Raw genomic sequence first — 22806 nt, forward strand, 5'->3', positions numbered from 1 at the left:
TGATTATCAATGGATAGGAAACTTACTAAAGGAGATTCAGCACGTGAACAGTCTTACATTCCAATTAGTAACGAGCTCAGTCAATCGAAGAAGTCTCATTCTTTTGGCACACATGGAAAATGAACACGTTTTAAGTGTCAAGCAGCTTTCAGAAAAAGCAAGTATTTCCCGTCGAACCGTTTTGACCGATCTAAAAGCAATTCGTGCATTTTTTGGAGACACGATCTCTCTTAATGGGACACATCAAGGAATGAAGTTAGTGATCAACGATCATGATGAGTATGATAAAAAACGACGTTCCTATTATGAAAAAGAACCACTTATTTTATTGGTACAGGCTTTTTATGCAGGCCAGACGTTTCCTTTTCTAGCTTGGATTCGTGCCATGCACATTTCGGAATCTACAGCAAATCGACTTTTAAAAAAATTGCAAATGATTCTTGATGACTACGAACTGGTAGTAACAAAGTCTTCGATTGGTTTAGTAGGAGAAGAAATCAATCAGCGGAAATTTTTCTGGGATTTTTATTGTGAAACGCATTATTTTGACTTGCCACCAATCGATCACCAACTTCAAGAAGCTCTTATATTACGAATTGAGCAAGAAGTGGACATCATATCAAAGAAAAAAATCATTAGTATTATCCGTTTATCTTTTCAGCGATCGACTTATGGCACATTGACTTTTGATAGCGAAATTAAGGCACTGGCGCAACAAGATCCACTTTATTTAGCGATCAACGAGACGGTCCAAGAAAGTGGTAGTCTGCAAACGATAGCAAGAAAACGTATTTCTGAAGAGGCTTGCTTTATTTATTTAATGCTATACGCTCAATGGACACTTCGTGGTAAAACAAGGATTCCCCTGAGCAGTATTTTGACAAAGAGTACTCACTTTAACCAATTATTTGTTCATTTTTTGGAGCTGCATCATTCTTATCTTGAAAAACCTTGTTCTAACCAACAAATCGTTGAAGATTTTTTAGTACGTCAGTATGCAAAAGTTGGCTTAGCACCTACTTTTTTAAAGAATTCGGATAGTACAAATCATTTCGTGTGTTCTTTGCCATTCAATCTGTATGAGCCGTTGATCGCATTTATGGAAGTAAATGAGATTCCGCATTATTTCGAAAATCGATTTTTCTCTGACTTTTGTTGTTCCTTCGTTCTGTACCTTTTTGGCAATCAATTGATCCGGATTTCTCGAAAAATCGTGGTGTTGCTTGCCAATAATTATGTGATTGATGAATGGATTTGTAGTATCTTTGAGCATCATTTTAGTGGTCGAATGGAAGTCCTGTATGAAGAACAGTTGTCATTCAAACAAATCAATCAGCTTGATTGCGATACTTTGATCACTAACATCGTTCCGTTTGAATACACCATTGAAAAGCAGCCACAAATCTTTTTTCTACCTAAATACATTGGTTATAAGGAAACGATTAAGATAGTCGTTTCAATCTTGAATGAAGAACTACAGGATTTTTTCTGTGTCTAGCGAAAGTTCTTTTAAAAGGAAGCGTGGCAGGGAAAGGGGGAGTAATGAAGCTTTATAGACTCAGTTATCTTGTTGTATTGTCACTGATAGTATGTTGTTTGTTTCGTGTTGATCCGGTGTATGCCAAAGAAATTGTTACTAGCCGAACAGAAGGGGTCATCCGCTTTATTGGGGATAATAACAAAGAGTCCAATCCAAAGCCGCCGGCAGGTGAATGGCTACCACCTGGAGAAGAAGAAGGTGGTGGAAAAATCGAGGATCTTCCGCAATTAAATAGTCAACAAAGGGAAGTTTATTGGATCGGGGTGCTATTCGTTAGTGTTAGTGTAGGAATTTACGTGAAAAAACAAAGACTCTCCATTTGAAGACAAGAAAATAAGCTGTACTAGAGAATGAAGTCATTCTGAAATTTAAAGTAGGCACAATGGGGTTTAGTCACTCAAATGCATTTCCTATTGGGATGAAAAGAAATCCGGACCACGCATCAATTAGAAAAAAGAAGAGGAGTATTAGTATGAAACGTATGAATTTAGTAACAATCGGCGTTATGAGTATCACCGTTCTATCTGGAGGAGTGACAGCTTTAGCAACATCAGTCATCCAAGGGATTACGGAAAATGAAGTAGAGTTCATTGCAGGGGACGATGAAGAGATCGATGTTGAATTACCTGAAAAAGAACCGGAAGTAGAAATCGATCCGATTGATCCAGATGTAAAAGGACCCTTTACTCTTGTTCATGTGCCAAAGCGTTTTGATTTTGGTACACAAGCAATCAGCACAGAACATGGGGCAGCGGCGATGCTTGCAGAGATGGAACGTTTGTCTGATGGTACAGGAACCGTTCCATATGTTTCTTTTGCTCAAGTATTGGACACTCGTGGGGAGCATAATGGCTGGACATTAAATGTTGATTTGGATCAATTCATGAGTACAGATGCTAATTCTAGCCATCTATTACGGGGAGCCTATATTGAATTACGAGATCCGCAGATTCGCTCAAATGCGCTAGATCCTGAGACTTTTCCAAGCGCACCGATCGATCAGTTAAATCGTCAAATCATTGATGCTGGAAGTGAAGACAACACATTGATGACTGCTGCGGAGGGACAAGGAGCTGGAGTTTCGACAGTTCAGTGGGGAAACCAAACACTTCTGAATCAGAAGCATGAGGCTGGAGAAAGTGACATTCTGAATGAAGCAATTTGGCTTCATGTGACAAAGGGAGCAAACCCTCAAGCGACTACTTATAAGGCGACTTTGACGTGGAATTTAAGTGCTACGCCAGAAAATTAATCGGTTCTGCTAAAAAGCAGTGCATCGAAGCTTCGTTTCGAAGAAAAAACTCAGAAAATCACAATAGGTTTCTCTATTAAAACATTCTTGAACGGGAAATAGGAAAGTGGTTCAGGTAATAGGCAGGAGGCACGTATTTCCTGCCTATTATGGAAGGAGCGGTTCAGTTATGAAAGGATATAACAAAAAATCAAGAATATCTAAGCAAGTGATGGGGATTGCTTTCCTGTTGTTTTTATTCATTGGCGCGCCCGGTATGAGTGGAGCAACAACACAATCGGAACTACCATTTCATGTAGTCCCAAATTTGCCACAAAGCCAACTAGCTGACGGAAACAGTGGTTACTTTGATCTGGAAATGGCACCAGGTACGAGTGATCTATTAGGTTTGACGATCCAAAACCATTCGACAGATGACATTGTGATTGAAGTTTCTGCACATACAGCTTTTACTAACGGAAATGGAGTTGTTGAATATGGCAAAGATGCGACTGAGCCAGATCCAACTTTGCTTCATTCACTAGCTGATCTGATCGATTCACCAGGTGAAATCACACTGTCAGCCAATGAAAAAAAGACGATCGAGTTACCAATACATATGCCAGAAGCAGCCTTTGCTGGGAGTTTAGTTGGCGGTTTACGTATCCGTGAGGTGATAGCAGAAAACACCGATTCAGAGGTGGAGGGTGTTGCGATTCAAAATCGGTTTGCCTATATCTTAGGAGTCGTAGTGCGGAATGAGTCTTCCCTCATTGAACCAGAGCTTGCCTTGCTAGACGTCTTTCCTGGTCAAGTGAATTACCGAAATGCATTTCGGGCGACGTTACAAAATCCACAGCCGCGTTTCCTGAATCAGTTAGAGGTAGTGGCGACAGTGCGGCGAGCAGATCAGGAAGAAATTTTGTACGAGGCACAGCGAGAAGGAATGCAAATGGCACCAAACTCGCATTTTCATTTCCCCGTTTCCTTAGCTGGAGATCGCTTTTATAGTGGAGAATATGTAATGTCTTTGACGGCACGATCAGAGGGTGAGGAGTGGTCATGGGAGTATCCCTTTACGGTTGAAGCAGATGTTGCAAAGCATTTGAATCGTGAGGATGTTACCCTTGATCCTGAGGCAAATTGGTGGCTAATCAGCACATTTGGTTTAGTAATGGTCCTTCTTGGAACGATCATTTGGCTGTTATGGAAAAACAAAAAGCCGAGAACGGATACGTAAGAAGCGAAAAAGGAGAGCTAGGAATGAAAAAGAAAAGCTTGGAACACTTGCTTCAATGGAGCCTTATTTTGATGTTGATTTGCTTGCCGAATGAGCCTTTCCTCATTGCTTTTGCTGAGACAGGAGAATCCGAGTTGGTGCAAACATTGGAGGAAAGCTCGCTGCTTGAGGAAATTGGCACACGCTCATTGCTCCCACAAGCGACTTTTGAGTTCAAGCAACCAAGATTTTCTGGTACTTTGGGCAACCCCCTCTTACTTGAATTGGTCAGTGATCTAGCGGTGGAAGAAGTGGTCCTAGAATTACCTCCAGAGCTTGAGGTGCTAACAGAGGAGCAACCATCAGAAAAAACAGTAATAAAAAAGGATACTAATCATTGGCAAATCAAGACAAGTCAAAGGCAGCAATCATTTGCTGTTCCGATCATTGCCAAACAGACGGGATGTTTTGTCGTAACAAGTGGAGGAGCAGAAGCCCTGGTCGAAATAAAGGCAGCAAATGATTCGAAAGAAGATACCCAAGAAGATACCCAAAAAGAGGTCGTGGAAACTGGCACTCTTGCATCTCAAGGGACAGATACCGGTGTTTCCGAGCAATCTGGAAGTAGTATAGAAAGCCCTCAAGATTTTTTAGAAGAAGCCGCAAGTGATGCCAGATCAAGTTCTTTTGACGGATCGGTTGTTGAAGTTGCTAGCATGGCCGAGTTCATGAGTGCCTTACAAAATCCAACTGTTTCGATTATTTCTTTGCAAGCGGATCTTACTCAATCTGCTAACAATGTGATGGATATCAATCGCTCCATCATGATTCAAGGAAACGGCCACACGCTGACATTCAATAATAATAATGCTTATTTTCGCCTAACAACTGTAAACGAAGAAACGACTTTCCGTTTAGAAAATCTGAGCTATCATAAAACAGGAAATACTGCTTTGATCCAAACGACCAATATTTTAAGCCGCGATTGGGTCGTTGAGGTAGCGAATGTTGAAGAAGTCGCTACGAACCGTTCTCCGTTTATTTTGGCTCGAGAAGCAAAAGTTCATTTTACCGGTGGGATCAATCGTTTTGAAGCAATGACTATGGATTCAGATACTTTATTTAATCTCAAAGAAGTGGAAGCAAGCAACCAAGCACAAGTAATCATCAATAAGCCGAATATGTGGATTTTTTATACTGCACCAGATATTTCAGATCCTAGATTGTTGATTGATGAGGGAGCTCAAGTAACTATTGTGACGCAACAAGGGGCCGCGAATACTATCGACCTTCGCGGAGACAACGGAAAAGTCATACTCGACCACAACGCACAATTAGACATTCAAAGCCCCGGTGCCGCTACGAATGCCACGAATGAAGCAAATAATGCCCTTATTCTTTCTGGGAAAAATCCGACTTTTATTGCGGCAGAAAACGCTGTTTTTTCGATCAATGTTACGGAAAGAAAACGAGGACTTGCGCTTACTGGCGATCAGCCAGAATTGAGCATCCAGTCTCGTGCGGATGTATCGATCAAAACAGTGAATGCGAATGCCATACTTTTGAATGGAGGCACGCCATCCATGACGATCACTGGTGAGAGAACGTTCCTCCGTGTCACGAATGAGTTTGCTGCAGAGGCTAATGCGATCGACATACGTGGAGATAATGGCGCCTTTTCCATTAGTGAAGAAGGATCGCTTTTCATACAAAGTCAAGGTGCAACGATCGAAGCTTCTAATAATCAAAATAATGCGATTATGATGAGTGGTGCCAATCCAAAGATGATTGTTAGTGAGGCTGCCTTCGTACAGATTGAAGCAACACAAAGGAGACGTGGCTTATTTTTGACAGGGGATAATCCTCACCTGGTGATTCAGTCTGGTTCAAAAGCAAACCTAACGGCAGGAAATGCTAATGCATTGCGAGTCGACGGAAAAAATGCCGATGTCACCATCACTGGACAAGATACTCATGTGTCGATTTCCAGCAAAATTACCGCAGCAGAAGGAGCAGCCTCTTTTGTTTTAACGACTCCAGCGAATGCCTCAGAATCAGGGGTGCTTATGGTCAGTGATTCAGCAGTATTGGAAGTCGAGAGTATTGACTCAAGTGCAATAAATGTCACTAGTCTGGGCTTTACCTTTGAGGTTCAAAGCAATGGGAAATTAATAACTAGCAGTCAATATGCTAATGGGGATCACGCGACGATCCGATTTTTATATTATGGTTTGGTAACTTTTCATGTGACCGATGGTGGTACAGTGAATGTCTTTAAAACAGGTGGCAGCGCTCCTTTGATTCGAATTCCTAGTGGAGGAAATTCGTTTGAAATATCGGATGGAGGCATCGTCGATCTTTATAATCCAGGTACAGGTACTCCTAGTGACGGCAATGTTGCTGGGGGAAACCAAGGGATTTTCTATGCAAGGGGTATCTATGAAAATGGCTCGGAAAATAATTTTTCGATCGTGGGTGTTAATAGTAAGTTTATGTGTGTAGCTAAGAGTGGTCCTGGGATTGATATGCACACTTATTTCAATTCAACGATTTATGTTGAACAAGGGTATTTTCAAGTGGAAGGACACACAAGTACGCCGAATGGAGGTGTCTTTCGTTCAGGAAATCTTTCTGTCATCTTGAACGATCCAGTCTTTTTTGATTTCCGTAACGAGCGCTTCGATGGTGGAAACATCTTCAGTGTCTCCAATCTATCAACATTAACTGCCACTAATAGTGATTTAGCTGTCTGGAGAAATGGTTCGAATCTTTCCGGTGATCCAGATTTAAACTTTCCAACCCTTGATTTTGCTTTTTCAGGTACTGATTTTGGTACATTGGGAGTGACGAATCAGCCAGATATACTGAATCTGGAGACTTTTGGAGACAAAGGATTGACAAACTATTCTCGAGTCAGTTCGAATAATGCACGCTGGGCGATTGCAGATGCTTTACGAGTTCCGACAAATGCCGATAAAAAAATCCATGGTAGAGTTAGTATCCCGGTTGGTTTTGATGGCACTCGCCCAGCGTGGGACAATGAAGCGAAAGTGACTGTAGAAATTGAAACTACTGCTGGTCACAAAGAGCGAGTCACGGCTAGTACGGTTGGACACACAGAGGAAAACCCCGGAATCAGTATTTATGGGGAAGAAGCGCAAGGAGGCGTTTTTGAAATTTCTTTAGCGGCGCCTTTGGAAGCAGGAACGACGGTTCGAATTGTAGCAGTCGAACTAACAAGTGGAGAGTTGACAGAAGGTGCGCTGAATCTAATTTTAGTCGGTCCTGTTGAAGTCTTTCCGATTATTCCCCCAACGCCCGCGGTTGTTTCTTCTTTGACACTTCTTGAAGAATCGACTGAACTACATGGCTATACAGAGGATAGAGAGGTTCAAATAAGCGCAACGCATAATGGCGTGTGGTTCAATACAGAGATGGCTGATATCGATGAAAATGGCCGATTTATCATTGACTTAAGTAGTCGTCAGCTAAAAGATGGAGATGAGATCCAAGTATTTCTGAAAGATTCTGTCGGTTCGGCGAAAGCAGCTGGTGTTCAGCATCCACCTGTCACAAATGATCAGACTGGCAATCAGAATCCTCCTTCAGAATTGTCCTTTCGTGATGCAGTTTTCCCCGCTGCTACAACGATCAAAATTGTAAAATCCGGTCCATTTCCGCCAGTTGATCCATTAGAACCAGAGATGGAAGTAGAGCCAGACAATCCTCCGCTCCTTCCTGATAACCAAGGAATGATCAGTCTTGATTTTGTCTCTCAGTTTCAATTTGGTCAAGTACCGATTCATAGTACCAAAGGAACCTATTATGCGTTGCCTCAACAAATCAGTCAGGAAGGGACAAGTGACACCGCCGACCGACCGAATTATGTGCAGATTACTGATCAGCGTAAGCTATTGGCAGAAACGAGCTGGCGTTTAGCGGCGACATTTGATTCACAAGGGTTCCGTGATGAGGATAATGATCATTTAATTGGTGCGCAAATCAATTTACACAATCAATACCTTGCGACTGCTTCGACCAATGCTGATGCTAATATGCCAGAGCTTGCTGTGGCTGATGATGGTACCATAACTTTATTACCGGGGGAAGGTCAGCTGCTGCTAACCGGTGGTAGCCGGAGTACTGGGACATGGATCTATCGTTTCGGCGATCAAGAGACGGCAGCTACCAGTGTTGAATTGGAAGTTCCGGCTGGTGCCAATCCAAAGACAGGGCGGTATCGAGCAACGATCGAATGGTCTTTGAGCAGTGTACCTGAGTGAAAAAATATCGGTACACCAATAGTGCTGTTTCAAGCATCAGAGGATTAAAAATATTAAACGACTGCCATAAGTTAGCTGTTTAAACTAACTCAGGGCAGTCGTCTTAGTATGCTTAGCCGTTTTTTGATTTACTAGGTGCGATTTTTTTGACATCTTGCAGAGTAAAATTATGGATGATTTTTGGGTTGATGGTTTTCAAAAAACTGTTCCAGTCTTCTGCATCTGGAATCGATTTGATTAGGAGGCACTCGACATCCAATAGATAGTCTTCAAGGTATTCAGCGTAATTCGTTACGACAAGATCAACCTTATTTCGTTCAACATAGTCCAAAGAAAATTCACAGGAATCAGGAAAATGCAGAGTATGGTAGCGCCCAAAATATTTGACAGCAAATGCATTAATATGAAGACAGATCAAAGCATCACCTTCTAAGAGAAAGGCGATCCGTCTAGGCGTGCCCCAATACTTTTCCTTCAAGCCTTCAAAATATAAGGTGAAACGGGCGCTGATTGCTTCTGTTGCAAAAATAGACTGGTTGAGAAGAAACTGTTTATTTTCCTCATACTCCACTGGGTATTGATTTTGAGCGTAGACCGTGATTTCTTCCATACTTCGATTATAGGTCGGAGAAATCAGTTGTTTGATTTTTTCTGTAATGAAGAAAGAGTGCAGAAAAACGAAATCGCGTGTCTTTTCATGGTCTGATATTTGTTGGAGCTGGCAAAACTGGGTCGTTAGCCCTTTTAACTCAGGCCAATGATCAAAGCGGTTAACGAATGAAATCTCAGCAAGATAGTTTTTTATGCCACGGTTGCTTGCCACAAGTGCAAAAAGATAGACCAACTCATCTAATGGTAAAGTCAAGGAGAAGGTGGTTTGTATACGCTGATTGAGACGTTGGAACTCTTGGAAGAATTCATCTGCTAAGACGATTCTTTTTAAATCTTCCGATAAAGCAACGGATTCCCCAGCTTGATAGCGTTCAAGGATAATATACAACCAATAACTGATATACCAAAAGGAAGAGGTGTTGTTGGTTTCACCACGAATCGTTTGAAAAAAATCTAAGACAATATTTTGGACAGCAATCGTTGGGCGAACGGTATGAGGGGTAGCGTCAGACTCGTAATAAAAGGTATGAAAGAATTTTCGAATATCTGTTTCTGATCCAATGAGGCGGAAATTTTTATGATCGACTGACAATTGAAAGGGAACCAGTGCTTTTTCAAAAAGTGATAAATAGCGCAAAAGTGAACTTTCAGAAACGTAAAAATACGCTGCCCATTCAGAAACGGACCGATACTCTCCTTTAAATTGATGCTCGAGAATAGCGAATAATGGCTCATTTTGAAGGAGTGCTCGTTTTAGTTCAATGTATTCTTTCGGCCGAACTTCATGAAAAGAATAGCCATTCGGGGTGGACTCGATCATCAGCGTATCCCCAAAATAGCTCCTCAACTCCTCAATATCATAAATGATCGTGCGCCGAGAACGCTGCACAGCTTCTGACAACTCACGATTGGAAAGGGTCTTGTGTCGTTCCAAAAGATTTAATAGTTTCAACCAGCGATTTGTAGTAGCAGAGGTAATAAATGCCATTTGAAAATTTTTCATGATCAGCACTCCCATATGGTCTGTTTGATGGATCGTTTCTCACGTCTGATTATCAGATATTGGTAGGAGCAACGCAAGGGAAATGATTTTCTGGAGACCTATCATGGGCGATTCTTGAGAATGAACAGAAGTTCATTTTGCAATATAAGTAAAAGGGACAGTGCAGCGATTTGTTTTCAAAATCGTTGCATTGTCCCTTTTTTCATCAAGCAGTTGCAAACTGGCTGTTATATAGTTGGGCGTAAAGTGAATCTTGTGCCAGCAATTCTGTATGGGAACCTTTTTCGACGACAGAGCCGTCTTTCATTACTAAGATCAAGTCGGCATTTTTGATGGTAGAAAGACGATGGGCGATGATAAAGCTGGTTCGTCCTTGGGTCAAACGATCCATCGCCGTTTGGATCATTTGTTCCGTCCGTGTGTCGACACTGGAGGTGGCTTCATCAAGGATCAGGATCGTTGGGTCTGCTAAAATCGCCCGGGCGATCGTCAATAATTGTTGTTGTCCTTGAGACAGTTCGCTTTCGGAGCCAATGACGGTATCATAACCGTTGGGCAGGGTCCGCACGAAGTGGTCGCATTGGGCGGCTTTGGCGGCAGCCAAGATGTCTTCTCGAGTGGCATCGGGATTGCCATAAGCGATATTTTCAGCGATGGTTCCTTGGAACAGCCACGTATCTTGCAGCACCATACCAAATTTTTTCCGTACTGCCGGTGCCGAAAAGGACATCATGTCTTGATTGTCCAGCAAGATCTTCCCACCATTCAATGGATAAAAGCGCATCAAAAGATTGATCATGGTAGTTTTTCCAGCACCTGTTGGTCCGACGATCGCGACCGTTTGTTTTGGTTTGACGGAAAATTCGACGTTTTCCATCAGGAGTTTTTCCTTGTTGTAGCCAAAGGAGACGTGTTGAAAATCGATTTTTCCTTTGATGGTTTGTGGAACTGGCAGTTGCTGGGTCGCTGTTTCTTCTTCAGGATAATCAAGGATCTCAAAAATTCGTTCGAGAGATGCTAAGGCACTTTGCAAGGTATTCATAATATAAGAAGCTTGCGTGATCGGTTCAGACACTCGGTTGATGTATTGCAGATAGGCTTGTACGAGACCAATGGATAATTGCCCTTGCAACACCATCAGACCACCAACGACGGCACTTAAGATAAAGCCAATTTGATTGATAAAGCGCACGAAAGGATTGATCGCTGCACTGACGAACTGTGCTTTTCGAAAGGCTTTAAATTGGGCTTCGCTCAATTCCGCCATTTCCGCTTCAACGGCAACTTGCTGGTTGTAGGATTTGATCAGCGGATTTGCGGTATAAAACTCTTCCGCACGACTGCTGACAGCACCTAATGTTTCTTGGTTTTTGGTAAAGTAGCTCAAGTTTTTTCGTGCGAGAACGGTAGTCACAAAAGCACTCAAAAGCAAAATCAGGACCACACCGATCGTCAGTAATGGGCTGAGATAAAGCATGGCGATCAAGCCGAAGGTAATGCTGATAGTTGCCGTGATCAACTGCATCAAACCGACTTGCAAGACTTCGGATACTTTATCTAAATCGAGAATCACTCGGCTTAAAATATCGCCAGTATGATGTTTGTCGTAAAAACTGATAGGCAGGCGATTGAATTTGTCACTGATTTGTTTGCGTAAAGTCAAGGTCAGGGTTTCACTGACACTGGCCATCGTATACTCTTGCAGCAAGGAAAAGAGACTGATCAAAAGCCACGTTCCCGCTAATAGGACGACTGGACCTAAAATACTTTGCCAAAAATCATTGATCTGCCAGCCTTCTTGTTGAAACAAGGCAATCAGATTATCCAGTCCACGCCCCAAGATCAAAGGGGCGATGGACATCAGTAAGGAAAAGAACAAGGCGGAAGCGATAATCAGTAGAAAGCGGGCTTTTTGTTCCATCAGCAAACGCTGCAAACGTCGGCTTGTATGTTTCATGTTTTTTGGTGTATCCATTGTTTGTTTACTCATCCTTCATTCCTCCCATTCCTTGAGATGAGGCAAACTCTTGATAAGTTTGGCAATTGCGTAATAATTCTTCGTGGGTTCCTTTACCGACCATTTTGCCGTTATCTAAAACAATGATTTGATCGGCATTTTTGACGGTCGATACCCGTTGAGCCACGATAATGACGGCGGCATCTTTCGTGTATTCTTTCAATGCACGCCGCAAGTTGGCGTCTGTTTGATAATCCAAAGCAGAAAAGCTGTCGTCAAAGAAGTAGATTTCTGCGGGCTTTGTCAACGCTCGGGCAATACTCAATCGTTGCTTTTGACCGCCAGAGAAATTGCTGCCTTTTTGAGCAACTGGACTTTCATAACCTTCAGGCAAGCCTTCGATAAATGACTTGGCTTGAGCAACTTCAGCAGCTTTTGCCATCGCCTCATGGGTTGCTGGACGATTGCCGAAACGCAGGGTTTCTTGAATCGTGCCGCTAAGCAAGAGCGCTTTTTGCGGGACATAACTAATTTGGTCCCGTAATTCGGCTTGTGAGATCTCTTTGATGTTACGGTCAAAAAGTGTGATCGAACCAGCAGTCACATCTTTGAAACGCAACAGCGCTTTGGCGATGGTGCTTTTGCCAGAGCCAGTTCCGCCAACGATCGCTGTCGTTTTGCCTCGGTGGATCTCGAAGCTGATATCTTCTAAGACAGGTTCTTCGGCGCCTTCATACGTAAATTGCACCTGATTGAAAGCGGCGATCGCTTCAGACACGGCGGCCTTGTCCAAGGTTTGGTCACCGTCGATCAAATCAATTGGTTCTTCTAACACTTCTTCGATCCGTTGCAAGGAAGTCAAGCCTTTAGGTACCATAACGATCACCATCGCTGCCATAGTCAAAAACCAAAGACTCAGGATCGTGTATTCGATGATGGCAGTAATACTACCAATAGCAAGATGGCCCTGCAGACTTTGATAGCCGCCGTAGACAAGGATGGTCGAAATCGAGAGTCCCATTACTAAATTGACGGTCGGATTCAAGACAGCAAAGAGGCGATTGACTTGGATCATGGTTTTCGCATATTCCGTCAAGGTTTGATCTGTCCGTTCTTTTTCGTAAGCTGCTTTGTCGAATGCTCGAATCACCCGAGCGCCGGTAAAGGTTTCTCGTAAGATCCGCATCATTTTATCGACTAGCTTTTGCGTGATTTGTGATAATGGGATCGCTTTGCGGATCACTCCATAAGCGATCATTGAAAAACATAGGATCGCTACGATTGGGACCCAAATCATCCGCAAAGAGACGGTGCCGGTTAGAAAAATTGAAGCTGCGACGATCATTGGGGCTGGCAAAATCATTTGCAACGCCATCATCAAAATTTGTTGGATGTTGTTGATGTCGCTGGTGGTACGTGCCAGCAAAGTGGGCGTACCATAGCCATCAACAGCGGATACAGAGAGTTCCTGTGTTTTTTTGAAAAGGCGCATCCGTAAAAAATGCCCGAATTTTCCTGAAAGGTGGGCAGATAAATAACTACCGCCTACCGAGACGATCACGGTGCCGATGGCAATGGTAAACATCCACCAGCCATTGTGCCAAATGGCCGTCGTGTCGACTTTCAAGATCCCTTCATCAATGATTTTTGCCAAAAAATACGGCAACAAGAGTGTGCCGAAGGATTGGACCAGCATCAAAAGAAATAAACTGAAAAAGAAGCGTCGTTCTTCTTTATAAAATAACTGTAATTGTTTCATGATTTCCCTCCAAAAATGTTGTTCTATGGTAGAATAAACTGTAACGTAACGTTACAGTCAAGCAAGGAGTGAAATTTTTTGAAAAAACAATTGACCATCAGTGAGATGTCCGCTTATGCCGGTGTGAGTCGGCGTACATTGATTTATTATGATCAGATCGATCTGTTCAAACCTCATTCAATAGGTGACAATGGCTATCGCTATTACGGCTTTGAACAATGTCTTGAGTTAGACGTGATTTTGATGTTGCGTTCTTTAGATATGCCCTTGCAAGACATTCGCCAATTTTTGAAAAACCGCAACCCGGAATACACGCAAAAGGAACTTGTGGAACGGCGAGGAGAAGTCCGTGACAAAATCGCAGCGCTACAAGAATTGGAACGAACTTTTGATCGCTATATTCAACGCTATGAAAAAGTACAGGAAGCTGATTTTGAGACCTTTACGATAGCGCATCATAAAGCAGAGGCGTTTATCGTTTCTGAAGAGATCGCCGGCGATGATCCAGAATCTGCTTATCAAGTGTACGCTCGTTTTTATCCATTAGTGGATTATAAAGATGCCTTCAGTGGCTACCCCATTGGCTTTTTAAGTGCCGGAACGACGTTGGAGGATCAGACTTTTCACGCATCTCCTTATCGGGCATTGATCTTGATTCCCCAAGATCGGCTACATCTCTATCCGGAAAAGCTGATTATCACACGTCCCGCTGGTACATATGTTTCTGGGTTTGTCAGTGAAGGAGAGGAACAAATTGCCGCTTTTACCCACCGCATCCGAGCCTTTCTAAAAAAGAAGCAGTTGAAGATCGATGGCGATGTTTGGGAATTGTTATGGCAAGATGAAGTCTTTACCACACAAAAAGAATTGCAGATATTTGAAGTGATGGTTCCAGTGAAGCCAGAGTAGTGGAACGTGCAACCTTAGATGAAGGAAACGAAAATCAAACTACTTAATAACAATGGTTGTTCCCGCTGGCTTTTCAATAGAAGCAAAGGAGATGGACAAAGCAAGATCTTTTCCCTACAAAAAGCCCTGTGAAGCGTTGAAATTCCCATTTTCCTTTTTTCTCGTTATACTTGAAAGAACAGATGAGAAAAAAGGAGAAATTTTAATGAAAAAAGAAACAGGATTACGCTCGCTGTATGCGTTGATTGGTGTCGCCATTTTAGGATTTGGGGCGGCATTGCTGAGGGTCGGCGGAGTCGGGCTAGACCCATACACAGCAGCCAATATCGGTGTCGGTGAGCTGCTAGGGTTATCCCTTGGGGTCTATCAATTGATGATCAATATCGCTGTCCTAGTATTGATTTTTATCTTTGGCCGTCGCCATATCGGTATCGGCACGGTCATCAATATGGTGCTGACAGGATTCTTCATCGACTTTTATACCAATGTTTTTGATTGGTTATCCGTCGGTCCAAATAATTGGTGGCAGCAAGGTTTGTTCTTGTTGATCGGGATCATCTTCTTTACCTTCGGAGCTTCATTTTATATGTCAGCGAATTTGGGCAGCGCCCCCTATGACGCGATCGCCCCAACCATCGTCGATCAGACGAAAGCTAATTATCGAGTGGTGCGGGTGATTCAAGACGTTGCCTTTGCCTTGATCGGACTCTTTACAGGCGGACCAATCGGGATCGGAACCTTCATCAGTGCCTTTTTAGTGGGCCCACTGATCAAATTCTGGGACAACCGTGTCTCTCAGCCATTCATCGAAAGCAGTGTCAAAAAAGCGATTTTTAAATAAAAAAGGTCTGCAGCAAAGAGAAGTCGAAGCGATTTAGTCGCCCACTTCACTCAGCTGCAGTTTTTTTGCCATTTGATCAAGGAATTCTTGCATAATTGCTTCTCAGTCGCTAGAATAAAAAAGCCGAGGAGGGGTAAGTATGCAATTACCAACACCATTTATTGAAAAATACCAACAGTTGCTAGGAGAAGAAGCATCAGCTTTTTTTACCGCTTTAACCGATAATCAGCCAGTCAAAGGCTTTCGCTTGAATATTGCTAAGCCGCACGCACAAGCGATGCTGGCAAAATATGGACCAGCTGCTGTACCCGCCCCCTATGCAGAAGCGGCTTATATTGGCGAAGTCAAAGGCCGTTCGCTGCTCCATCAAGCTGGCTATGTCTACAGTCAAGAACCTAGTGCGATGATCGTAGCAACGATCGCAGCCGCTCAACCAGGGGAGCGGGTCTTAGATTTATGTGCGGCACCAGGGGGCAAAACAACGCAGCTGGCAAGCCAATTACAAGGAAAAGGGCTGCTTGTAGCAAATGAGATTTTCCCCAAGCGTGCCAAAATCTTATCAGAAAATGTGGAGCGTTGGGGCTTTCCGAATGTAGTCGTCACCAATCAGGCGCCGCAAGAATTGAGCCGCCATTTTCCTCACTTTTTTGACAAGATCGTGGTGGACGCCCCTTGTTCTGGTGAAGGGATGTTTCGTAAAGATCCCGTCGCCTTAGAAGAATGGCAAGCAGATACACCTGAGCAGTGTGCGATCAGGCAAAAAGACATTTTGGCACAAGCCGTTGCGATGCTAAAACCGGGGGGCCAGCTGATCTATTCCACCTGTACCTTTGCCCCAGAAGAAAACGAAGCGATGATGGCTTGGTTAATGGAGGAGTATCCCTTCACGATCGAAGCGATCGACTTGGACAATGTATCTCATGGGCGCAGCGAGTGGGGAGAGGCACTAGGGATCGAGAAAACCATCCGCTTATGGCCGCATTTAAACCAAGGAGAAGGTCATTTCGCTGCGAAATTGACCTTCCAAGCAGAAGCAGCGCCAGTGAAAAAGAAGAAAAAAGGCAAAGGAGCGACAGCCAAGAGCCCATTAGATGCAGCGACTCAAAAGTTGTGGCAAGCCTTTCGCAAGGATTTTCCTTTTTTACAGGCACTGAATGCGACGCCACAGCTGCTAGGTGAAAACCTTTGGCTCGTTCCTGAAGAAATGCCTTCTTTAAAAGGGATCAAGTTTATGCGCCCAGGTTTGCATGTCGGCGTCGTTAAGAAGAATCGGATCGAACCAAGTTATGCGTTGGCATTGGCGATCCATGCAGAAGAAGGGGCACCGACAGTGCCGATCACTTTGCCGCAATGGCAGCAGTATGTGGCAGGTGAAACCTTGAGTGTGCCAGGAAATGCTGGGTGGGTGATTTTGATAGTCGATGAGATCCCAGTCGGTTTTGGAAAACAAGTCCAAGGAACCGTGAAAAACTTCTTTCCTAAAGGATTAAGATTCAAAGCGATTTAAACGAAATAGTGTTTTTATTTCAGTCCTCGTGCTATGATGGAAGTAGCAAAATAAGGGAGCTGATCGATATGAAAACATCATCAAAAGTAACGATTGGATTAAGCATTGCAGCGATCGCTGGGATCACTACTGCCGTCGTTGTATCAGACAAAGTATTCAATAAAGTACGCTTCGCTTGCAACCGACACAAAGTAAAGAAATTTGTCGATGACAAATTCAACGGCAATGAAAAATTGCTGGATGTCGTAGACGGCTTGTCTGACAATGAATTGGATTCGTTGTTAGGTGTGATGAAAAAAGTCAATGAGGGCCGCAACAAAATCTCTGTTTACGGAGACAACATCAAAGATTCGACAGAACATGTCAAAGACAAGTTGACGAGCTTTGTTGATTCCGTCTTTTAAGCCAATCATTCCATTTGAAACTCGCAGGGACATCGGTCTTTGCGAGTTTTTCTCGTCTTTCTGAGCGTTTTTCGTTATACTAACAAGGAAATGCACGCAATGGTGCGAGGTAGAGGAGTGAAAGAGAAGTCGTGGAAAAAACAAGTACCTTGACTGCCGAGGAAAAAGCCTTTTTTATGGAAGAAGCAATCAAAGAAGCCCGAAAAGCAGAAGGTTTGGCAGAAGTACCGATCGGTGCTGTTGTCGTCTTGGATGGCAAAGTCATTGGTCGTGGGCACAATCTACGAGAAACGCAGCAACAAGCCGCAGCGCATGCGGAGATGTTTGCGATCGAAGAAGCCTGTCGCACGGTCGGAAGTTGGCGCTTAGAACAAGCGCAGCTGTTTGTGACCTTGGAACCATGCCCGATGTGCAGTGGAGCGATGTTATTGGCACGGGTGGAAGAAGTGTATTTTGGTGCCTACGATCCCAAAGGCGGCACTGCCGGTACATTGATGAATCTATTGGAAGATGAGCGCTTCAACCATTGGTCCTATGTGGAAGGCGGCATTTTAGAAGAAGCATGTGGACAGCTGCTAACAGATTTTTTCCGAGCATTACGAGAAAAGAAAAAACAAAAAAAGGCTGGCAATCTCTAACGAAATACGTTATACTAAGTTTTGCCGAAAGGCTAGGACAATGGAGGTCTTGTGAAGCGTGTCAGATCCGGAAGGAAGCAGCACTAAGCAGGATTCTCCATGTGTCTGATTGAAAAACTGCTTGTTTTGAAGAAAGCAGTAGTACTAAATGAATCGATGACCATTCAAACCTGAGACAGACTGTCTTAGGTTTTTTTATTTTTTAAATTCTTTGTGAAACCAAGGGCTGTTCTAATTGTATTCTGCTTTAAATTTAGGCAATCGATAGCAGCTCTTAGAGGGGTAAGTTGTATTTTTGATACAAAGGCTTTATTCCTGTTGAGAACCTTACTCTGATAACTTTTCCGTTGGCGATTTTTATACTCTCAAAAACTAATAATGGTACATATCATAGGGGTGAATGATGATAGAGAATATCTTTTTTTTTGCTCTCAAAGAATCAGTAGTTCTGACGAACTGAAACATGGATTACCTCCTCTCGGTATTCGATAGAATCTTCGTTTCAAGAACTCTTCATTTTCGCTTCAACGAATTGCCGTGGCCGTGTTATCGATAGAACTTCCCCAAATTAATCAGAAAAAATCGCTTTCCTTTTTACAGTTAGAAAAGTGATTTTTTCTTTTGAACAACTGTCACTGCAACTGTTTCTTTTTTATAAAAAGTCACCATTCTTTTCCAAGCATTCCAATGGTTTCCCAGAGATTTTATGCTATGCTTATTTTGTAGAGAATTCCGTCGTCTTTCTGCTGGCAATCCTTGATGCCAAGAGAAACGGATAGTGATTTCAGGCGACGTATTTGAAAAGAGGCGCACAATGGAGAAAATTACGATTATCCATACCAACGATCTGCATTCCCACCTAGAAAATTGGCCGAAGATGCGGCGTTATTTGGATCAAAGAAAACGAGAAGCAGATACGACCGAAGAGACAGTGATCGCGGTCGACTTAGGCGACTTTGTCGATCGCTGGCATCCTTTGACAGAAGCAACTGACGGCAAGGCGAATGTCGATTTGATGAATCAAGGACATTACGATGCGGTGACGATTGGGAACAATGAGGGAGTCGGCAATCCCAAAGAGGTCTTGCAGCATCTATATGACCAAGCAGAATTTCCTGTCATTTTAGGCAATTTATTTGATAAACAGGATTTGCGTCCACCCAAATGGGCACAAGAATACAAAATCATGGAAAGCAATCAAGGCGCCAAAATCGGCTTGATCGCTTTTACGGCACCTTTTCCGCTAACATATGCCCCCAACGGTTGGGACATTCGCGAACCCTTGGAGATTTTGCCTTCATTGGTGCAGCATTTGCGCCCCGAGGTCGATTTGCTGGTCTTGATGAGCCATCTAGGCATCAATGCTGACCGCCAGATTGCGAGGGACTTTCCAGAGTTAGATGTTATTTTAGGTTCCCACACGCACCATTTGTTTGAAAAGGGCGAAGTCATCAATGGGGTCCAAATTGGCGCAGCTGGCAAGTTTGGTTTTAACATTGGCGAAGTCGAAGTGGTCTTAGATGATCACCACCGCCCAATCAAGCATCGCGCACGTGTGATTCCGACCGATTCGTTGGTGGCTTTTCCGCAAGATGAGGAAGAGATCGCCGAATATCTATCGATCGGTCATCGCTTGTTGCGGGCAAATCAGGTGGCAGAAATTCCAGCAGCTTTTACGAGGGATTGGCAAAGTCAACATTCCTTGGTTCGGGAGGCGCTTTTGGCATTATGTGCCAAAGGACAAACGGATGCCGCCATCTTAAATACGGGGCTATTTTTAGATGATTTGCCGCAAGGACGGGTTGATCAAGATCAGCTGCACACGATTTTGCCCCATCCGATGCATTTGATTCGGGTGACGTTGCAAGGCGCGGATGTCATTCGATTGATCTTAGAGATGGAAAAAAATCGCAACTTTTTGCGCAATTTCCCAATTATGGGAATGGGTTTTCGAGGGAAGATTTTTGGTGAACTGGTTTATGAAGGCATCCGCTTTGATGAAAAAAACCACCAAGTATTGTGGAAACAAGAGCCCGTCGATCCTGCTCAAAGCTACACGTTGACCCTTGTGGATCACTACTTGTTTATTCCGTTTTTCCCGACGATCGAGATTGCTGGAACCGTTGAGTTTCTTTTTCCAGACTTTATTCGCACAGTGGTCGGTGATTACCTGAGTCAGAAATACCCCATCCAGTAGTTCGTCACTCCTCCAGCTGGATTTTGCGAGAAAACCGCGACTATCATTGGGGAATAAAACAAGGTATAATAAACAACAGGTGGTGAAAAAATGACCGAAAAACAAACGATCACAGATGAAATGACATCTGTACTAGAAGAAATTATTGAAGAACCAGCGAAACAACCGCAAAAAGGCGAGTTGGTGACTTTGTTAAATGATGAAGAATTAATGATTGGCAATCGACAATACAAGCTGGTCATGGACTATCGTGAAGGCTTCAATCCAGAAAAGCTTGGCGAGCGTTACAGTGAAGTGTTGGCACGTTATGACTATATCGTAGGCGATTGGGGTTATGAGCAGCTGCGTTTGAAAGGCTTTTTTGAAAAAGATAACCGCAAAGCATTACCCGATCAGCGCATCGACATGCTGGAAGACTATTTGTATGAGTATTGCAACTTCGGTTGTGCCTATTTTGTGATCCAACGAGTTGGCGGCAAGAAAGAAAAAAGTACCTCCCGCCGACGCAAGAAAAAGCCAACCCAAAACAATCAAAATCAAAACACACAACAAAACGCCCATATAGAAGAAAAGCGTGACGCAGTACCGCAGAAAAAAAGCAAACCAACGATCAAAAATCGTAAACCAAAAGAAAAGAACGTCAAAAAAACCGAAACAACTACGGTGAAAAAAGGCAAAAAAGAGTTTACGATTCGACAAAGGGAAGAATAAGATGAAATATAAAGGCTATTTGATTGATTTAGACGGTACGATTTACTTAGGAAAAGAGCCGATCCCTGCTGGGAAACGCTTCGTAGAGTCCTTACAAGAAAAAGGACTGCCCTATTTATTTGTGACCAATAATACGACCCGCAGTCCCGAAGTCGTGGCGCAGCGATTGGCGGATGAATTTTCGATCCATGTGGCACCAGAAACGATCTATACCGCAAGCTTGGCAACGATCGATTTTATGAAAGACCATGGCAAAGGCCGCAAAGTGTTTGTGATCGGCGAAGCGGGGTTGATCGATTTGATCTTAGCTGCTGGGTTTGAGTGGGAAGAAACCAATCCGGATTATGTCGTGGTTGGTTTAGACAACCACGTGACCTATGAAAAATTTGTTTTAGCAACGTTAGCGATCCAAAAAGGAGCTACCTTTATCGGGACCAATCCCGACAAAAATATCCCGACGGAAAGAGGCTTGTTGCCAGGTGCGGGTTCACTGATTGCAATGGTGGAGACTGCCACCCAAACGCAACCGATTTTTATTGGCAAACCAGAAGCCATCATTATGGAAAAAGCGGTGGCACACATCGGCTTATCAAAAGAAGAGGTCTTGATGGTGGGGGACAATTATGAAACGGATATTCGCTCGGGGATCCAAAACGGGATCGATTCTTTGCTCGTATTATCTGGCTTTACCCCGAAAGCGGCAGTTCCGACATTACCAGTAGCACCAACCTATGTGGTTGATTCTTTAGATGAGTGGGATTTTGAACAATGAAAAAACAAGTGTGGCTTGAACGCTTAGGATTTGTCTGCTTGTTTTTGTTTTTGGTCAGTCTAGCGATCACCCTAACGATCAATTTTCGACCGTTATATTGGTTTGATGTCGATCACTTAAATCTGCTGGATTATACCTCGCTAACAAGAGAAGAGTTGTTGAAGAACTATGGCTTATTGTTAGATTTTCTAAACAATCCCTTTGCAAGTACGCTCGCCTTGCCCGATTTTCCAATGTCTGAAGCTGGCGCTGGGCATTTTTACGATGTGAAGCAGTTGTTTCTATTAAATTATGCCGTGATGATCGTCACGGTGCTGCCGAGTATCTGGTTCGTCAATCGGTTACGGCAAAAACAACAGCAATGGCGCTTGATTCGTCCCTTTCAATGGGGGATGATTTTGCCGCTGATTTTCGGTTTTTTGATGGCTGTCGGCTTTGACCGCTTTTTCGTTACGTTCCATGAGATTTTCTTCAGTAACGACGATTGGCTCTTTAATCCAGCCACCGATCCGATCATCAACGTGCTGCCAGAAACGTTTTTCATGCATTGCTTTATTCTCTTTTTCGTCTTGATTGAAGTCTTCTTTTTTGCCTTCTATTGGTGGGGGAAACGAGGCTTGAAAAAAACAGCGTAATGAAAAAAGATCAACGATCCACTTCCTTTGAGAGAGGTGAATCGTTGGTCTTTTTTTATTGCGTAATGTAATGAGATTTACTTGGGTGTTGATGGGCTAAGCGACTTGCGGCAGAAGCGGCGATGGCACCTACGATATCATCTAAAAAGGTGTGAACGCGGGGACCGTCGTGCTTGTTCAGTTCTTTCAAAATGCCTGGTTTGACTTTATCAATGTATCCGTAGTTAGTAAAGCCGATGGAGCCGTACACGTTGACGATGGATAGTGCGAGGATCTCATCGATCCCATAAAGCCCTTCGTCTTCTTTGACGATTTCTTGCAGTGGATGCAGCAGTTGATTTTCTTCTGCCAAAATATCTAACTGAACACCCGTTAAAATCGTGTTGTGGACTTCCCGCTTGCTTAAGACAGCGTTGACGCTTTCGATACACATCTCCAAGGTGATGCCTTCAATGTAGTCTTTTTGCAAAAACATCACCAATTCGCCGATGTCTTGTAGCGAGACACCGCGGTCGGCCAACAATTCTCTTGCTTTGTCTTCAAGTGTTTTGCTTTCTAATACCATATAGTTCCCCTCCATGTAAAAAA

The 22806-nt window shown here is 43.4% G+C and carries 18 protein-coding genes and 1 other RNA gene; 15 read left to right on the plus strand and 4 right to left on the minus strand.

Annotated elements, in window-relative coordinates:
- The first annotated feature begins 43 nt into the window (after positions 1 to 43).
- The 5 genes from IGI86_RS02920 (at position 44) to IGI86_RS02940 (ending at position 8273) form a co-directional block, all read left to right on the plus strand.
- Positions 44 to 1498, plus strand: coding sequence for a helix-turn-helix domain-containing protein (locus IGI86_RS02920; protein ID WP_269924633.1), 1455 nt, complete (start codon positions 44 to 46; stop codon positions 1496 to 1498).
- A 44-nt stretch (positions 1499 to 1542) separates the two neighbouring features.
- Positions 1543 to 1863 carry a cell wall protein gene (locus tag IGI86_RS02925; protein ID WP_216682276.1) on the plus strand — a complete coding sequence of 107 codons (321 nt, stop codon included), beginning with the start codon at positions 1543 to 1545 and terminating at the stop codon, positions 1861 to 1863.
- Between the two features lie 149 nt (positions 1864 to 2012).
- Positions 2013 to 2792: a WxL domain-containing protein gene (locus IGI86_RS02930; RefSeq protein WP_269924634.1), complete on the plus strand. Its 780-nt coding sequence runs from the start codon at positions 2013 to 2015 to the stop codon at positions 2790 to 2792.
- Positions 2793 to 2961: 169 nt separating this feature from the next.
- Positions 2962 to 4011: a DUF916 and DUF3324 domain-containing protein gene (locus IGI86_RS02935; RefSeq protein WP_244351321.1), complete on the plus strand. Its 1050-nt coding sequence runs from the start codon at positions 2962 to 2964 to the stop codon at positions 4009 to 4011.
- Positions 4012 to 4034: 23 nt separating this feature from the next.
- Positions 4035 to 8273, plus strand: a complete 4239-nt coding sequence (locus IGI86_RS02940) for a WxL domain-containing protein (protein ID WP_430617735.1) — start codon at positions 4035 to 4037, stop codon at positions 8271 to 8273.
- A 112-nt stretch (positions 8274 to 8385) separates the two neighbouring features.
- Here the strand turns inward: IGI86_RS02940 and IGI86_RS02945 are convergent, their stop codons facing one another.
- From IGI86_RS02945 to IGI86_RS02955, 3 genes are all read right to left on the minus strand, one after another.
- Positions 8386 to 9888, minus strand: a complete 1503-nt coding sequence (locus IGI86_RS02945) for a helix-turn-helix domain-containing protein (RefSeq protein ID WP_269924637.1) — start codon at positions 9886 to 9888, stop codon at positions 8386 to 8388.
- Positions 9889 to 10093: 205 nt separating this feature from the next.
- Positions 10094 to 11878: an ABC transporter ATP-binding protein gene (locus IGI86_RS02950; RefSeq protein ID WP_430617736.1), complete on the minus strand. Its 1785-nt coding sequence runs from the start codon at positions 11876 to 11878 to the stop codon at positions 10094 to 10096.
- A complete protein-coding gene (locus IGI86_RS02955; RefSeq protein WP_269924639.1) occupies positions 11871 to 13604 on the minus strand; it encodes an ABC transporter ATP-binding protein in 1734 nt (577 codons plus the stop codon). The genes IGI86_RS02950 and IGI86_RS02955 overlap by 8 nt, the downstream gene beginning before the upstream one ends.
- A gap of 105 nt (positions 13605 to 13709) precedes the next feature.
- Between IGI86_RS02955 and IGI86_RS02960 the strand changes: the two genes are divergently transcribed.
- From IGI86_RS02960 to IGI86_RS03005, 10 genes are all read left to right on the plus strand, one after another.
- Positions 13710 to 14513, plus strand: coding sequence for a MerR family transcriptional regulator (locus tag IGI86_RS02960; RefSeq protein ID WP_194195065.1), 804 nt, complete (start codon positions 13710 to 13712; stop codon positions 14511 to 14513).
- A gap of 91 nt (positions 14514 to 14604) precedes the next feature.
- Entirely contained in the window at positions 14605 to 15354 is a 750-nt protein-coding gene (locus IGI86_RS02965) for a YczE/YyaS/YitT family protein (protein ID WP_269924640.1), read from the plus strand.
- A 139-nt stretch (positions 15355 to 15493) separates the two neighbouring features.
- A complete protein-coding gene (locus IGI86_RS02970; protein ID WP_269924641.1) occupies positions 15494 to 16861 on the plus strand; it encodes an RsmB/NOP family class I SAM-dependent RNA methyltransferase in 1368 nt (455 codons plus the stop codon).
- 68 nt (positions 16862 to 16929) lie between these two features.
- Positions 16930 to 17265, plus strand: a complete 336-nt coding sequence (locus IGI86_RS02975; protein ID WP_005227636.1) for a hypothetical protein — start codon at positions 16930 to 16932, stop codon at positions 17263 to 17265.
- A gap of 131 nt (positions 17266 to 17396) precedes the next feature.
- The gene (gene tadA / locus IGI86_RS02980) at positions 17397 to 17903 is read left to right on the plus strand and encodes a tRNA adenosine(34) deaminase TadA (protein ID WP_081119050.1); all 507 of its coding nucleotides are present in this window, start codon (positions 17397 to 17399) and stop codon (positions 17901 to 17903) included.
- Positions 17904 to 17932: 29 nt separating this feature from the next.
- An RNA gene (ffs, locus tag IGI86_RS02985) (signal recognition particle sRNA small type) lies at positions 17933 to 18019 on the plus strand.
- A gap of 698 nt (positions 18020 to 18717) precedes the next feature.
- Positions 18718 to 20100 (plus strand): bifunctional metallophosphatase/5'-nucleotidase, encoded by a 1383-nt coding sequence (locus IGI86_RS02990; protein WP_081119051.1) that lies wholly within the window; start codon positions 18718 to 18720, stop codon positions 20098 to 20100.
- 90 nt (positions 20101 to 20190) lie between these two features.
- Complete coding sequence (locus IGI86_RS02995) at positions 20191 to 20811, plus strand: YutD family protein (protein ID WP_081119052.1); 621 nt, start codon at positions 20191 to 20193, stop codon at positions 20809 to 20811.
- Position 20812: 1 nt separating this feature from the next.
- Entirely contained in the window at positions 20813 to 21583 is a 771-nt protein-coding gene (locus IGI86_RS03000) for a TIGR01457 family HAD-type hydrolase (RefSeq protein WP_061053784.1), read from the plus strand.
- Positions 21580 to 22218 (plus strand): TIGR01906 family membrane protein, encoded by a 639-nt coding sequence (locus IGI86_RS03005; RefSeq protein WP_074536563.1) that lies wholly within the window; start codon positions 21580 to 21582, stop codon positions 22216 to 22218. Before IGI86_RS03000 ends, IGI86_RS03005 begins: the two co-directional genes overlap by 4 nt.
- Positions 22219 to 22273: 55 nt before the next feature.
- Here the strand turns inward: IGI86_RS03005 and IGI86_RS03010 are convergent, their stop codons facing one another.
- Positions 22274 to 22783, minus strand: coding sequence for a phosphatidylglycerophosphatase A family protein (locus IGI86_RS03010; protein WP_005227653.1), 510 nt, complete (start codon positions 22781 to 22783; stop codon positions 22274 to 22276).
- Positions 22784 to 22806: the final 23 nt, after the last annotated feature.

Source organism: Enterococcus sp. AZ188, assembly GCF_050544075.1.
Taxonomy (GTDB): domain Bacteria; phylum Bacillota; class Bacilli; order Lactobacillales; family Enterococcaceae; genus Enterococcus_D; species Enterococcus_D entomosocium.